Consider the following 14,650-nt stretch of genomic DNA (forward strand, 5'->3'; position numbering starts at 1 on the left):
ATCACGTCACCGTCACAGGAGCGACGATGTCCGCATAGATCAAAATCACGCCCATCACGAGCAATAGTCCGAACATGCCATATGCAAGCGGCATCATGCGAGCCACGTCGACAGGTGCGGGGGTACTCATACCTCGAACACGCGCCCACCCGTTCTTGATTCCCTGCCACAAGGCGGAGGCAATGTGCCCACCGTCGAGCGGCACGAGCGGAATCATGTTGAACGCGAAGAGCGCCAGGTTCAGGCCGCCCAGCAGCATCAGCATGTCGCCGATGCGCTGTTCCATCCCATAACCGTCAACCTCAGCAGAAGCGATCTCACCGGCGACCTGGCCTACGCCCACGACACCGATGACGGACGAGGCGTCGCGCTCTTCGAGCCCGAAGGCCGCGCGAGCCGTGTGATACAGGTGCTCAGGGAGCGTGAAGATCACCTTCATGGTCTGCCCTAGGTAGTCCCAGGTCAGTTCTGCGCCTGCCGCGAGCGGCTGCTGCTGGACCTCGACCTCGGAGTACATGCCCATGTAGCCGACCGTCTCGGTCACGGGATCGCCGGCGTCGTCGATAACGGGCTGGCCGGCTTCGTCGTACACGACGCGTTCGCGCGGCTCCGGCGTCACGCTCAGCGGCACAATCTCGCCGCCGCGGTCCACATCGACCTCGATGGTCTCCCCCGCGGACGCCGCGATGATCGCGGTTGCGTCTTCCCACGTGGTGACGTCCTGTCCGTCGACAGCGACAATCTCGTCGCCCGCCTCCAGGCCTGCAGCCGCCGCGGGCGATTCGGGATCATCCGCAGAGCACTCGACCGCTCCGGCAGCAGGCACACATGGCACCACAGACTCGACCTTGAGCGTCGACGTGGGAGCGCCAATGACGGACAGCACAAACGTGAACGCAATGATCGCCAGGAACAGATTCACGAGCGGCCCGCCGGCCATCACGATGACCTTCTTCCACCACGCCAGGTGATAGAAAGCGCGGGCGTCTTCGCCCTCGTGAATCTCCTCGACGGCAGCGTCACGCGAGTCGGCGATCAGACGCGCGGCCCAGCCATCGCCCTTGACTGGCTTCACCCGCTCTGCCGGCGGAATCATGCCAACAAGCTTGACGTATCCACCCAGGGGGATGGCCTTCACCCCGTATTCGGTTTCCTTGCCGTGCCTGGACCACAGGGTCGGCCCAAAGCCCACAAAGTACTGGCTCACACGCACGCCGAACTTCTTGGCCGGCACCATGTGCCCGACCTCGTGCAGCGCGATGGAGACCAGCAACCCGATGACAAGCACCAGGACGCCGATGACGGTTGCCATAGTCCTACCCTACGTTTCAGTAATCAGTCCGCGGCGTTCAGCCGATCGCTGCGACGGCACGCTCACGTGCCCATCGCTCAGCCTCGTCGACCGCGGCCAGTGACAATTCCTGAGGAGCTTCATACGCCTCCACAACGCTCGTGAGGGTGTCAACGATCCCAAGGAACGGCAGCCGTCCATCAATGAAGGCGGCGACGCACTCTTCATTCGCCGCGTTAAATACAGCGGGGTGGAGGGCCGATGCTTGGACGGCTTGGCGTGCGAGTGCGACAGCTGGGAAGGCGGTTTCGTCGAGCGGCGCGAAGGTCCAGGTTTGGGCCTGGGTCCAGTCCATCGCGGGAGAGGCATCCGCGACGCGCTCGGGCCAGCTCAGACCCAGCGCGATCGGGAGACGCATATCAGGAGGCGAGACCTGGGCCAGGGTCGATCCATCAATGAACTCAACCATCGAGTGCACGATGGACTGCGCGTGCACCACGACGTCGATCCGCTCCATGGGGATGTCGAAAAGCAGGTGCGCTTCGATGACCTCGAGCGCCTTGTTCACCATTGACGCGGAGTTGATCGTGACGACCGCTCCCATGTCCCAGGTGGGGTGCTTAAGGGCGTCTGCGGCGGTCACATCCGTGAGTTCCTCGCGTGAACGCCCGCGGAATGCTCCCCCGGAAGCCGTGACAACGAGGCGCTTCACCTCGTCGGCGCGACCGCCTCGCAGTGCCTGCGCGAGCGCGGAGTGCTCCGAGTCGACGGGCACAATCTGGTCAGGCCGTTGCATCGCGCGCTTGACCAGCGCGCCGCCCGCGACCAGCGACTCCTTGTTGGCCAAGGCCAAGGTGCTACCCGATTCCAGCGCCGCCAAGGTAGGGCGCAAACCCACGGAACCCGTGATGCCGTTGAGTACCACATCCGCGCCGCGACGCGCCGCCTCAACCACAGCATCGGCCCCACCTGCAACCTCTACGCCGGGGAGCTCGCCTGCGATCTGCACCGCAGCATCGGCCTGTGCGACTGCAACAAACTGCGGACGGAACTGACGTGCCTGAGCAATGACGAGGTCCGGGTCGGAACCGCCAGCGGCCAGCGCCCTGACGGTGAAGCGGTCCGGGTTGCGCGCAATAACGTCGAGCGCTTGCGTGCCAATGGAACCAGTCGAGCCCAGGAGCGCGACCGAGCGGGTCGCTTCGCTCACGAGGCGCCGAGGAGGATGTCGATCGCGCGGGCCAAGTACGCGTCCACGACGCGCTCTTGGTATGCGTGTGCGCCGCGCTTGCGCTTAAAGGTCAGCGCACGGATCTCGTCCGCGGTGATGGGCGTGCCCTTGTCAAAGAACTCGATGAGGCGATCCAAGATCGCATCGACCTCGTCGGCCGCGTACCCGTGGCTCATCGCGCCCGGGTGGGAGAAGCGCTCACCGACTGGCCGGCGCAAGCGCGGGTAGAGCGTCTGCGCGCGGTCAGCGAGTTCACGCATCCAGGCATCCTGGCCGCGGTCTTTCACGTAGGTCTCGCGCCCACGAAGTGAGAAGGCCACCTCGAGGCGGTCCAGGGCTGCATCTACCGCGGCGGGGTCGTAGCCACCGTGCGAGAGATCGAACGATGCGCGGCGAACCTCGAAGGGCTCCAACTTCTTGTCCGAGGCCATGTCCTCGTACGCATCGCGCGCGAAGTTGAAAAACTCCTCAACATCTTCGCGGTCGTAACCGAGTTTGAAGACATTGACCCTAGGAAACATGCCCTTCGCCACCGCTTACGCCTCCTTGATAGCCAGCTGCCCGCAGGCGCCGTCGATGTCACTACCTCGAGTATCGCGGATTGTGGTCGGAATCCCGTGAGCACGCAGGCGGTTTACGAATTCTTGTTCCACGGCAGGGTCAGATGCGGTCCAGATCGAGCCGGGCGTCGGGTTCAACGGAATGGGGTTCACGTGGACCCAGCCCTCACCGCGCGCGTTGAGCTTCTCGCCCAGCAGGTCAGCGCGGTGGCCGTGATCATTCATGTCGCGGATCAGCGCGTACTCGATCGACACGCGGCGTCCCGTGGCGTCGAAGTAGCGGCGTGCTGCGTCGAGGACCTCGTCGACGGACCAGCGCGTGTTGATCGGCACGATCTCGTTGCGCAGTTCATCGTCGGGAGCGTGGAGGCTGACCGCCAGCGTGACGGGGATGCCCTCCTTCGACAGCTTGTCGATGGCCGGGACCAGGCCGACGGTCGACACCGTCACGTGACGGGCAGACAACCCGAAGCCCTCAGGCTCCGGGGCAGTCAATGCGCGCACAGTGCCCATGACTGCCTTGTAGTTGGCCATCGGCTCACCCATGCCCATGAAGACCACGTTCGACATGCGCACCGGGTCGCCGCCCAGTTCGCCGTCGCGCGCGGACTTGGCGGCGAGGCGCACCTGCTCGATAATCTCCGCCGCGGACAGATTGCGAGTCAGGCCCATCTGGCCGGTCGCGCAGAAGGGGCAGGCCATTCCGCAGCCCGCCTGGCTAGTGACGCACAGCGTCGCGCGCTCGGGGTACTTCATCAGCACAGACTCGACCTTGACACCATCGTGGAGGCTCCACAGCGTCTTGCGGGTCGCTCCCCCGTCGGCCTTCAGCGACGTCACGGGAGACAGCAACTTGGGGAAGAGCGACTCAACGAGCGCATCACGAGACGCTGCCGGCAGGTCTGACATGTCCGAAGCGTCGTCGGTCAGGTGCGAGTAATAGTGCCGCGACAACTGCTTGGCGCGGAACGCCGGCTCACCGAGTTCGCGCACAGCCTCTTGTCGCTCTTCGCGGGTGAGGTCGGCAAAATGGCGCGGCGGCTTGCCACGCTTGGGTGCTGCCATCTGCAGCACGGGTCGGTCAGTCATTACGCTCCCAAAAACAATGCGAAGACGACGTAGCCCACGGGTGCGGCTACGACGATAGAGTCCAGTCGGTCCATGATCCCACCGTGTCCGGGGATCAGCCCGCTCATGTCTTTCACCTGGATATCACGCTTCAGTGCACTTTCGGCAAGATCGCCCAAGACGCCGGCCGCCGCACAGGCAGCTCCCACGGCTGCACCAATCCACCAGCGTTCATCCAGCGTGAACCAGGCCGCGATGCTCGCCACTAACGTTCCCAGGATCATGCCGCCCGCGAAACCCTCCCAGGTTTTCTTGGGGCTCACGCGGGGTGCCATCTTGTGTTTACCAGCAAACATTCCGGCAAAGAGTCCCCCTGTGTCGTTACCGACGACAGCAAGAACAACGATCAATACACGTGCCCAGCCGTGGTCCGCAGTCTCCATCAAGATCAAGAAACTGGCGAGGAACGGGATCCACATGAGGGTGAGAATCGACGCCATGGCGTCGGCCATCGTGTTCTCAACACGTTCATCCGCCACGCGCCACGCGACAACGCCGGCACACCCCACCAGCAAGGCCACGACGAGGCCCTCCGGGCCGCCAGTCCATGTCGCCACTCCCATGCCGGCTGAGGCCAGCATGATCGGGATGATCGCGACCTCACGCGAATGCGTGGCGAGCGCCTGCTTCCACTCGTACGTGGCACCGATGCACACGACCGTCAACACGATCGTGAATGCCAAAGGGCTCCACCAGGCCAAGGCGAGCGTCGCGACCAGAATCGAAATACCCACAGCAGCAGCCACGGGCATGTTTCGTCCACCGCGACGTGCGACAGGTGCCACCTGTTCGGTGGGAGTCTCGACGCTCGTCGTAATACGAGGGTCGATGTCTTCGCCGTCGACTCCCTCATCGGGAACGTCCGCTTCCGCACGTGCGCGCTGCTGGGCCTCGCGAACCTCTGACGCCGAGTTCGGATGCATGGCGCCGTGAAGGACGGGTTCGTGTGTCCTCTGCACTGCCGTGGCGTCCGCGGGCGCGAACGGAGACGTCGAAGCAGCCGGGTCTACAGGTGGCGGCGGGTCCTCGTGCAGGGAGGGCATACCCGAGCCCTTGAGTTTCTCCGGGGTGAACTCCACAGGTTTGGACGCAGGTGTCTCCTCAGGAGGCTGCTGTCGCCTGCGGAATCTACTCATGGTGATGCACGGAGGACCGAAAGGTCGGTCAGACCTCCAGCAGCTCGCTCTCCTTGGCGGCCAGCAGCGCGTCAACGGCGTCGACGTGCTTCTTGGTCAGCGAGTCCAGCTCCTTCTCCGCACGCGAACCCTCGTCCTCGCCGACTTCGCCGTCCTTGACGGCTCCGTCGATCAGGTCCTTGGACTTGCGGCGCATGTTGCGAATCGTGACGCGGGCGTCTTCTGCCTTGGACTTAGCAAGCTTGACGTAGTCGCGGCGACGTTCCTCGGTCAGCTGCGGCATGTTGATGCGCAGCACCGTGCCGTCGTCGGAGGGGTTGACTCCCAAGTCCGAATTCCGCAACGCCGTCTCGATGTCCTTCTTCGCGGATGCGTCGTAGGGCGAGATCAGCACCATGCGAGCCTCAGGCACCGAGATGGAAGCCAGCTGCTGCAGCGGCGTGGGGGCACCGTAGTAGTCGATGCTGATGTTCGCGAACATCGAGGCAGATGCCTGACCCGAGCGAATACCTGCGAAGTTGTCCTTGGCAACCGCCACGGCGCGGTCCATGTTGTCCTCTGCCTCGAGCAGAATCTCGTCAATCACGTGCGTCTCCTTCAAGTGTGGCGGTCCCGCGCTACGCGGTGACCAGGGTGCCGATTCTCTCACCCAGTAGGGCGCGGGTCACATTGCCGGTCTCTTCGAGTCCGAACACGACCATGGGAAGTTCGTTTTCCATGCACAGGGAGAACGCAGCGGCGTCCATCACCTGGAGGTTCTTAGCGAGAGCTTCGCGGTACGTCACCGTCTCGAGTCGCTCCGCGTCGGGGTTAGTGCGAGGGTCAGCCGAATACACCGCATCCACACCGTTCTTGCCCATGAGCACCTCGGTGCACCGCGTCTCAAGGGCTCGCTGTGCGGACACCGTGTCGGTGGAGAAGTACGGCATGCCGGCTCCTGCGCCAAAGATGACGACGCGGCCTTTTTCGAGGTGACGCATGGCGCGGCGCGGGATGTAAGCCTCCGCGACCTGGCCCATGGTGATGGCTGTCTGGACACGAGTGTCGACGCCAGCCTGCTCGAGGAAGTCTTGGAGGGCGAGGGCATTCATCACGGTGCCCAGCATGCCCATATAGTCGGCGCGGGCGCGTTCCATGCCGCTTTGCGACAGTTCTGCCCCGCGGAAGAAGTTGCCGCCACCGACGACGATGCAAACCTGCACGCCATCACGGACGGCATCCGCGATTTCCTGCGCGATGCGCTTGATCACAGCCGCATCGAGTCCTACTTCACCACCGCCGAAAGTCTCGCCTGAGAGCTTCAGCAGAACGCGCCGCTGCGCCGTGGGATCCTCCGTGCCCGTCGTCATGTCACTGTCGTCGGGCATGGAGTTCCTCCTAGGCGTAGCGGCGCGTTACTGATGCTGAAAGGTGGTGGTAATTAGGCTCCCACACGGAAGCGTGCGAAGGCAGTTACCTCGCCGCCGGAGTTCTCGATGACCTTGCCGACCGTGGTCTTGGGGTCCTTCGCGAACGCCTGGTCCACCAGGGTGTTCTCCTTGAAGAAGCCGTTCAGACGGCCCTCCACGATCTTCGGCAGGGCGCCCTCAGGCTTGCCCTCGCCCTTCGCGGTCTCCTCGGCCACACGACGCTCGTTCTCGACGACGTCAGCGGGGACGTCATCGCGCACGAGATAGGTCGGCGAGTAGGCAGCGATGTGCATGGCGATGTCGCGAGCGACCTCACCAGCCTTGGCGTCCGAACCCACGAGGACACCTACCTGAGCAGGCAGGTCCTTGTTGGTGCGGTGGAGGTACTCGGTGACAACCGGGGCCTCGACGCGAGCGACGCGACGAAGCACGACCTTCTCGCCCAGGATTCCGGCGTTCTCGTCGATGAAGGCCTGAATGGTCTTGCCATCGATGTCGGCAGCAAGTGCAGCCTCGGCCGAGTCCGCACCAGCGGCCTCAGCGGCAGCGAGCACCTGCTGAGCGAGAGCCACGAACTTGTCGTTCTTGGCCACGAAGTCGGTCTCGGAGTTGAGCTCGATGAGGGTTCCCACCTGGCCGCCATCGGCGTCCTGGATGGAAGCGATGACCAGGCCCTCGGAAGCGGCACGGCCCTCACGCTTGGTGACGCCCTTGAGGCCCTTCACACGGAGGATGTCAACGGCCTTGTCCAGGTCGCCGTCAGCCTCGTCGAGAGCCTTCTTGACGTCCAGCATTCCAGCGCCAGTGCGCTCACGCAGTGCCTGGATGTCGGCAACGGTGTAGTTCGCCATGAAAGCGTTCCTTACTTGTCGTCGGTGGCAGCCTCAGCCGGAGCGGCCTCAGCGTCGTCAGTCTTGGCAGCAGCCTTCTTGGCGGCTGGCTTCTTGGGGGCAGCCTTCTTGGCGGGAGCCTCTTCAGCCTTAGCCTCGTCGGCCTTGGCGTCGTCAGCCTTCGCCTCGTCCTTCTTGGGCTCCTCAGCCTTCTTGGGCTCTTCAGCCTTGGCGTCGTCGGCCTTGTCAGCCTTGGCGTCGTCCTTCTTGCCCTCGAGGAGTTCAGCCTCCCACTCGGCGAGGGGCTCGGTCTCGCCCTCGGCCTCAGCCTCGTCACCCTTGGGGGTGTGGCGGATGCGCAGGCCCTCGGCGCAAGCGTCCGCGATCACGCGGGTCAGCAGCGAGACGGCGCGGATGGCGTCGTCGTTACCGGGGATGCCGTAAGCGACCTCGTCGGGGTCACAGTTCGAGTCAAGGATGCCAACGACGGGAACGCCAAGCTTGCGAGCCTCGTCAACGGCGAGGTGCTCCTTGTTGGTGTCGACGATCCACACGACGGAGGGAACCTTGCCCATGTCGCGGATTCCGCCGAGGACCTTGTCCAGCTTCTCCTTCTCGCGGCGCATGCCGAGGAGTTCCTTCTTGGTGCGTCCCGAACCGGCGACGTCGTCGAAGTCGATCTCTTCGAGCTCCTTGAGGCGCGAGATGCGCTTGGAGACGGTCTGGAAGTTGGTGAGCATTCCACCCAACCAGCGCTCGTTCACGTAGGGCATGCCCACACGAGCGGCTTCCTGAGCAATGGGCTCCTGCGCCTGGCGCTTGGTACCCACGAAGAGCACGCTGCCACCGTGAGCGACGGTGTCGCGCACGAAGGTGTACGCGGCGTCGATCTTGGCGAGCGACTGCTGCAGGTCAATGATGTAGATGCCGTTGCGCTCGGTGAAAATGAAGCGCTTCATCTTGGGGTTCCAGCGGCTGGTCTGGTGTCCGAAGTGGACTCCCGAGTCGAGCAGCTGGCGCATGGTCACGACGGCCATGGCTGTCCTTATCCGCACACCACAAGGTGTGCCTTGCTTAGGCGGGCTTTGTGCCCGCGTTTCGGTTACCGATGAGCCTCGAGTGAGACTCATCCCTAGCGCCTACGCGTGGACGGCACCGAGCGAACTCGGACCTTGCCGCTTCCGGCGCACTTCCCTGGCGATCGAGATCGCGTAGGAAGCGCGAAAGGCGCGCGATGTCATCCGGGCATGCCGGATGCAGGCTCAATCATAACCGATGAAGCCTCCGTCGCGCGCCCGCTTCCCGCGTTCGCGCATCGTCCCCCGCGCGCCGAGTTACCCGGGCTATCCACACGTTGCGACTGACCACACGCCGGGAGCGACGAATCGGTCCAACCTGACTACATGGTTACGCGTCTCACGAATCGTCCTCGCTTCTGGCTTTGCACCCTCGCCGTGGTTTGCGTGGTGGCTTGGACCACCACAGCATCGGCCGATGCTCGGGGCACTTTGACGCCGGACTCCCCCGCTGTGGTGGTCCAGTGGGAACGGGACTTCGGCGCGGTGGGAATCGCGCCGATCCACAGCAGCCGAGCGGTCGAGCAACCGGTGTTCCAGTCGCCGGTCGCGCCGTTGACAGTGATTGAGCACGCGAGGATCCCGGCGCAGCCATGGCATCCGGGCCATCGGGGAGTTGATGTTGCTCTCGAGCCCGGTGGCGGCATTCTGGCGCCCCGCGGTGGAGTCGTGTCCTTCGTGGGGGTGGTCGTGGACCGGCCTGTCATGACGATCACCCATGACAACGGACTGCGATCATCATTCGAACCGGTGACGGCGACTGTGGCAGTGGGCGACACGGTGCTTGTGGGCGAGGATGTTGCCACGCTCGCGACAGATCCCCACCATTGCGCGGAGACTTCATGCGTTCATTGGGGCGTTCGCCGGGGCGACGCCTACGTCAATCCGCTCGATCTGCTCGCGGGATTTGGTCCGGTGCGATTGCTCGAGGTGGACCCGTAGTCCGCAGCACAGGGCGACGGACCACTTACGCCGGAGCCTTCAAACGGGTTAGAACGCTCCGGTACGCAGGAGCGACTCGCGAAGCTTCTTCACTGCTCCCGAGTGGATCTGCGACACCCGGGACTCCGTGACGCCGAGGATCTGGCCGATCTGCGCCAAAGTCAGGTTGTCGAAGTAGTAGTACCGCAGAACCTCTTGCTCACGGTCGCGCACACCCTGGATCGCGGTGGCCAGCAAGGCGCGCGTTTCGCGAGCTTCGACCGGGCTAGAGGCCTCTGGCATGGCGAGATCCTGGGCGGCGTCGAGCACATCGTGTTCACCACCGGCCACCATCGCGTCCAGCGCGCTGACGTGCGACAACGCGACCTGAGCGCGCACGGTACGCACCTCGCCGGTTGCCCACCCCAGGTGGTCCGCCACGTCCTCGTCCGTCACGGGACGCATCAGCGACTGCTCGAGCGCGCGCGTGGCGTGCTCGACCGTGCGCGCCTTCGAGCGCACGGAACGCGGAACCCAGTCGGAGGCGCGGATCTCGTCGATGATTGCACCGCGAATGCGCTGAGAGGCGTACGTCTCAAACTTGAAGCCGCGCTCGATGTCGAACTTCTCAACAGCGTCGATGAGGCCAAAGAACCCGTAGGAGACCAAGTCTGCGAGCTCGACGGTCTCGGGCAGGCGGCCGATCATGCGCGACGCCACCTGGGACACCAGCGGTGAATAGTGCGTGATGATCGCATCGCGCGCCTCCTTGGCCGCTAGCTCGTTGCCGCTAGCCAGCGCAGCCCACGCATCGGTCAGGTCGGGCGCGTCAGCGCGCAACGGTGTGCGCCCTTCGGTCATCTGGCGGTGTGCCACAGCGGTCTCCCTCAGCTCAGTCATCGTCATTTCCCTCAGGCGCGCGGATGCGCAAGTTGATAGGCGGCGCGAAGCCGCTCAGCGGATACGTGGGTGTAGCGCTGCGTCGTGTTGAGGCTCGCGTGCCCCAACACTTCTTGCACCGAGCGCAAGTCAGACCCCTCGGTCAAAAGGTGGGTCGCAACGGAGTGGCGTAGCGCGTGCGGAGCAACATCAGGGATGCCCGCCGCGGCACACAGCGTGTGAATCACGTCGCGAAGTTGGCGCTGGTCTGCCCGCTTGCCGCGCCGCCCCAGCATGAGCGCGCCGTCTGTGTGGGGCGTGACGAGCTTGGGGCGAGCCTGGTCGATCCAGGTTTGAAGGGCGCGTGCCGCGGGAACTCCGAAGGGGACGACGCGCTCTTTGTTCCCCTTGCCGATCACGCGGATCATGCGGCTGTCCAGGTCGACGGAGTCGACGTTGGCACTGACAAGTTCACCCACGCGCATGCCCGTCGCGTACAGAAGTTCAGCGGCTGCCCAGTCCCTCACGTGCAGGGGGTCGTTGTCATCGCACCGGGTGCGGGCCACATCGAGAAGGCGCTCGATGTCCGCCCCAGACACCACGTCCGGCATCACGGATGCGGGACGAGCAGACGCCAATCGCGCCGCGGGGCTTGCGGCGACCACCTGGGTGGTCTCGGCCCACGCATAGAACGTGCGTGCGGCGGCACCGCGACGAGCGAGTGTTGTACGGGACAAACCCTCCTGGGACATCGCGGCGAGCCACGACCGGAGGTCCGCTAGCTCGATGCGACACAGGACGGAGTCAATCCCCTCGTCATCGCCGGCGCAGAAGTGCGCGAGGTGACTGAGGTCGCCCAGGTAAGCGCGCACGGTGTTGGCCGAGAGCCCGCGCTGGTGCAGCAGGTACCGCTCAAAGCGCGCGAGAAGATCACTCGCGGCGATTGCGTCCGTGCCAGGCATGACGACATCGTGGCACCGTCACACCTGTCAAATCAACCCCTTCTGTCACATTTGTCACATCAACATCGTTGCGTCACTGGATTTTGATGGCGTTTAATATGCTTTGACTACCTTAACAGGCGTCACCTATCGGGACCGAACCCACCGAGACCCCCGCATCTGAACTGTGCCGGACAGTTCCATGCGGCCCAACGCCGCGAGCGCCTCGCCCGCGCTCAGGCCCGCACCGACCACGACCTCTTCCACCAGCGCACCGCGCCTGCCGAGGACATCGAATACGGCACGATCGTGCGGGTGCGCGAAGTTGACCCTGTCGTCGCGGGTTCCGAGGTTGAGGTCGAGTTCCAGCGCCTGCTCCAACGGTTCGACAAGTTCCAGGACTTCCGAAGCCTTAGTGACGAGCACGGCCTCCTGGTCACGCACCAGTGCGTGACATCCCCCGGACGAGGCACTCGTCACCGGTCCAGGGACAGCCGCCACTGGCCGGGCGATCGCCGTCGCGTGCCTTGCAGTGGATAGTGCACCTGAGCGATACGCGGCTTCCACGACGACGGTGGCCGCCGCCGTCGAGATCAGGCGGTTGCGCAGCAAGAATCGCGAACGGTGGGGCGCGAACCCAGGCGGCGCCTCCGACACCACGGCCCCGGTTCTCATCACTTCCGTCAGCAGGTCCGCGTTGCCCGCCGGGTACAGGCGGTCCACGCCGCCGGCCAGGAACGCAACGGTGATGCCGTCGGCCGCGAGCGCACCCCTGTGAGCCCGCGCGTCGATCCCGTAGGCGCCGCCAGAGATCACGGGCCGTCCTGCATCCGCGATCGATGCACCCATCTCCGCCGCCACGTGTTCGCCGTACCCCGTAGCCGCTCGAGCGCCGACCACCGCGATCCCGGTCGCAAGCGCGGCATCCACATCGCCGTCGCCCCGAACCCATAGTGCAAAGGGCGCCGCGTCACCCAAGTCCGTCAGGGACTGCGGCCATCCAGGTTCACCGCGCGTGAGCACGCGAGCTCCGCAAGCGCGGGCGGCATGAAGCAGTTGGGCAGGGTCCGCCCGGCCTTCACGCGCCACCCAGCGCTCCACGGCGCGCTGGAGTGCGTCCCGCTGTTTGGCGTCGACATCAAGCGGAAGCCCTCGCGAGACATCGCCGTGGATGCCCACCTCTCGCCGCCATGCGAGCGCGCCACTCGCGCCTACGGTCCCCACGAGCCACTGCGCCACGGAGTCGGATGGCTCAGCGAGCGCCGACCACGTCACCCATGCATCCGCCTCGGAAGTGTCGACGTGAAGCTCGGCGAAGGCCTCCCGCGCTGTCATGACGCCACCCTGGTGCGCAGCGCCATAGCCGCCGCGACGTGATCCACAGACGGACTGTCGTCGCCGGCCAGGTCTGCCAGCGTCCAGCCGACACGCAACACGCGGTCGGCCCCACGAGCCGTGATGACGCCAGTGTCGAGCGCTCGCAGCACATCTGCAACCGCACCTCGCGGCGTGTGTGCGCGTAACCACGTGCCAGTCACTTGAGAGTTCGTCACCCAGCCATGCTCATTCAGGCGTTCGGCGGCATGCGTTCGTGCCGCCGCCACCCGTGTGGCGATCGATGCGCTGTCTTCTCCAGACTCGTCAAAGCCCCGACGCACCGGCCGCACCTCGACTTGAAGATCGATGCGGTCCAGCAAAGGGCCTGAGAGCCGGCTGAAGTATCGACGACGAGAAATGGGCGCACAGTCGCAGTGCTCACCAGAGCCCGCGAACTTTCCGCATGGACAGGGGTTGGCGGCTAGAACGAGCTGAAACCGCGCGGGATAGCAGGAAGCACCCAAGGCTCTGTGCAACACGACCTCTCCGTGTTCGAGCGGCTGACGCAGAGTCTGCAGTACGCGAGAGCCAAACTCGGGTGCCTCATCGAGGAAGAGCACCCCGCCGTGTGCGCGCGAGATTGCGCCGGGCCGCGCCCACGCACTCCCTCCGCCCACGATGGCGGCCGCTGAAGCGGAGTGATGCGGGGCTTCGAACGGGGGCCTTCGCATGAGTCCCCCGCCAGGATCGAAGGTGCCCGCGAGCGAGTGCACTGCGGTTGCATCGACGGCATCCGCATCACACAGGTCCGGCAGCAGTCCGGGCAGACGAGTCGCCAGCATGGTCTTGCCGGCCCCTGGAGGGCCCACCATCAGCAAGTGATGCCCGCCCGCTGCCGCGACCTCCAGGGCCTGACGCGCCTCTGGCTGGCCACGCACGTCTGACATATCCCTCGTGGTCGCACGCTGCGCCGGACGCTCAGCCACGTCTACAGACATGCGTGCCGCTACCGGGTCCTCAACAGCGGTCCTGCAGCCGTAGCGCAGCGCCACCTCAGCGAGCGAGCGCACGCCCACGACTGTCGCTCCGGGCACCAAGCGCGCCTCGGCGACGTTCCCTTGGGGCACCACCACCGTGCGCGCACCGTCCTTCACCGCCGCTGCAACCGAGGGAAGGATCCCCCTCACCGCGCGCACCCGTCCGTCGAGGCCCAACTCGCCGACGTGGACGCAGGCGGCTGCGCGTGCAGGATCGATCTCGCCAGCGGCCGCGAGCGCGGCAATCGCCACCGCCAAATCGGTGCCAGCGCCCGATTTTGGAAGGGACGCTGGTGTGAGGTTGACCGTGACGCGGCGCGCCGGCCAGGAGATGTGCGACGAAGAACAGGCCGCGCGCACGCGGTCCCGCGCTTCGCTGAGGCCCGCGTCGGGCAAGCCAACGATCGTGAAGGCCGGCAATCCCGACGCCACGTGAGCCTCGACCTCGATCACGTGGCCCGTCACGCCGGTCAGGACCACTGAGCGCGTCCGGCCAATCATTCGATACCGCGCACGTGCTCGACGTCGGTGCGACCGTTGGCGCCGACACGGACTGCGACGACGTCGATGCGGACATCCCGCCACCGCGCGTGATGGCTATGGAGCCAGACGCCAGCCAAGCGCCGCAGGCGCCAGACTTTATGTGGGGTAACTGCCTCCAGCGGAGTCCCCGCTGACACGCTGCGCCGCGTCTTGACCTCAGCGATCACAAGCGTTCCGCCGTCGGCGGCCACGATGTCGATCTCCCCCTCCGCGCACCGCCAATTACTCGCGAGCACCTGCCACCCGCGCTCCACCATCCACGCGCGGGCTACCTGCTCGCCGTAGCGCCCCACTTCTTGTGCTGTCGTCACGTCTGCACCTCCGCAACGACACTCGCGCACGGGTCCGGAG

At 65.2% G+C, this 14,650-nt stretch carries 15 protein-coding genes; 1 reads left to right on the forward strand and 14 read right to left on the reverse strand.

Translation table 11 applies throughout. The annotated features are described in order from the left end of the window. Position 1 precedes the first annotated feature (1 nt). The 9 genes from AOP74_RS00790 to rpsB all read right to left on the reverse strand — a co-directional run bounded on the left by AOP74_RS00790 (position 2) and on the right by rpsB (position 8,622). Positions 2-1,312 carry a M50 family metallopeptidase gene (locus AOP74_RS00790; RefSeq protein WP_061960432.1) on the reverse strand — a complete coding sequence of 437 codons (1,311 nt, stop codon included), beginning with the start codon at positions 1,310-1,312 and terminating at the stop codon, positions 2-4. Between the two features lie 37 nt (positions 1,313-1,349). After that, the gene (dxr, locus tag AOP74_RS00795) at positions 1,350-2,501 is read right to left on the reverse strand and encodes a 1-deoxy-D-xylulose-5-phosphate reductoisomerase (RefSeq protein ID WP_061960433.1); all 1,152 of its coding nucleotides are present in this window, start codon (positions 2,499-2,501) and stop codon (positions 1,350-1,352) included. Further along, a complete protein-coding gene (locus tag AOP74_RS00800; RefSeq protein ID WP_061961854.1) occupies positions 2,498-3,043 on the reverse strand; it encodes a DivIVA domain-containing protein in 546 nt (181 codons plus the stop codon). Before AOP74_RS00800 ends, dxr begins: the two co-directional genes overlap by 4 nt. Positions 3,044-3,058: 15 nt before the next feature. Next, complete coding sequence (rlmN, locus tag AOP74_RS00805) at positions 3,059-4,171, reverse strand: dual-specificity RNA methyltransferase RlmN (RefSeq protein WP_061960434.1); 1,113 nt, start codon at positions 4,169-4,171, stop codon at positions 3,059-3,061. Next, positions 4,171-5,133 carry a phosphatidate cytidylyltransferase gene (locus AOP74_RS00810; protein WP_160297426.1) on the reverse strand — a complete coding sequence of 321 codons (963 nt, stop codon included), beginning with the start codon at positions 5,131-5,133 and terminating at the stop codon, positions 4,171-4,173. Before AOP74_RS00810 ends, rlmN begins: the two co-directional genes overlap by 1 nt. Positions 5,134-5,374: 241 nt before the next feature. Further along, positions 5,375-5,932 (reverse strand): ribosome recycling factor, encoded by a 558-nt coding sequence (frr, locus tag AOP74_RS00815; RefSeq protein WP_061960436.1) that lies wholly within the window; start codon positions 5,930-5,932, stop codon positions 5,375-5,377. 31 nt (positions 5,933-5,963) lie between these two features. Then, positions 5,964-6,713, reverse strand: a complete 750-nt coding sequence (gene pyrH / locus AOP74_RS00820) for a UMP kinase (protein ID WP_236683689.1) — start codon at positions 6,711-6,713, stop codon at positions 5,964-5,966. A 53-nt stretch (positions 6,714-6,766) separates the two neighbouring features. Then, positions 6,767-7,606, reverse strand: coding sequence for a translation elongation factor Ts (tsf, locus tag AOP74_RS00825; RefSeq protein ID WP_061960437.1), 840 nt, complete (start codon positions 7,604-7,606; stop codon positions 6,767-6,769). Between the two features lie 11 nt (positions 7,607-7,617). Then, entirely contained in the window at positions 7,618-8,622 is a 1,005-nt protein-coding gene (gene rpsB, locus AOP74_RS00830) for a 30S ribosomal protein S2 (protein WP_061960438.1), read from the reverse strand. 429 nt (positions 8,623-9,051) lie between these two features. Between rpsB and AOP74_RS00835 the strand changes: the two genes are divergently transcribed. Further along, the gene (locus tag AOP74_RS00835; protein WP_061960439.1) at positions 9,052-9,603 is read left to right on the forward strand and encodes a M23 family metallopeptidase; all 552 of its coding nucleotides are present in this window, start codon (positions 9,052-9,054) and stop codon (positions 9,601-9,603) included. Positions 9,604-9,651: 48 nt separating this feature from the next. Here AOP74_RS00835 and AOP74_RS00840 read toward each other — a convergent pair whose 3' ends face one another. The 5 genes from AOP74_RS00840 to AOP74_RS00860 all read right to left on the reverse strand — a co-directional run bounded on the left by AOP74_RS00840 (position 9,652) and on the right by AOP74_RS00860 (position 14,610). Further along, positions 9,652-10,482, reverse strand: a complete 831-nt coding sequence (locus AOP74_RS00840; protein ID WP_061960440.1) for a FliA/WhiG family RNA polymerase sigma factor — start codon at positions 10,480-10,482, stop codon at positions 9,652-9,654. A gap of 11 nt (positions 10,483-10,493) precedes the next feature. Beyond that, a complete protein-coding gene (locus tag AOP74_RS00845) occupies positions 10,494-11,423 on the reverse strand; it encodes a tyrosine recombinase XerC (protein WP_061960441.1) in 930 nt (309 codons plus the stop codon). 126 nt (positions 11,424-11,549) lie between these two features. After that, positions 11,550-12,737, reverse strand: coding sequence for a DNA-processing protein DprA (locus AOP74_RS00850; RefSeq protein WP_061960442.1), 1,188 nt, complete (start codon positions 12,735-12,737; stop codon positions 11,550-11,552). Then, positions 12,734-14,257: a YifB family Mg chelatase-like AAA ATPase gene (locus AOP74_RS00855; protein ID WP_061960443.1), complete on the reverse strand. Its 1,524-nt coding sequence runs from the start codon at positions 14,255-14,257 to the stop codon at positions 12,734-12,736. The genes AOP74_RS00850 and AOP74_RS00855 overlap by 4 nt, the downstream gene beginning before the upstream one ends. Further along, positions 14,254-14,610, reverse strand: a complete 357-nt coding sequence (locus AOP74_RS00860) for a YraN family protein (RefSeq protein WP_082095913.1) — start codon at positions 14,608-14,610, stop codon at positions 14,254-14,256. The genes AOP74_RS00855 and AOP74_RS00860 overlap by 4 nt, the downstream gene beginning before the upstream one ends. Between the last annotated feature and the right edge of the window lie 40 nt (positions 14,611-14,650).

The organism is Demequina flava (assembly GCF_000975035.1).
Classification (GTDB): domain Bacteria; phylum Actinomycetota; class Actinomycetes; order Actinomycetales; family Demequinaceae; genus Demequina; species Demequina flava.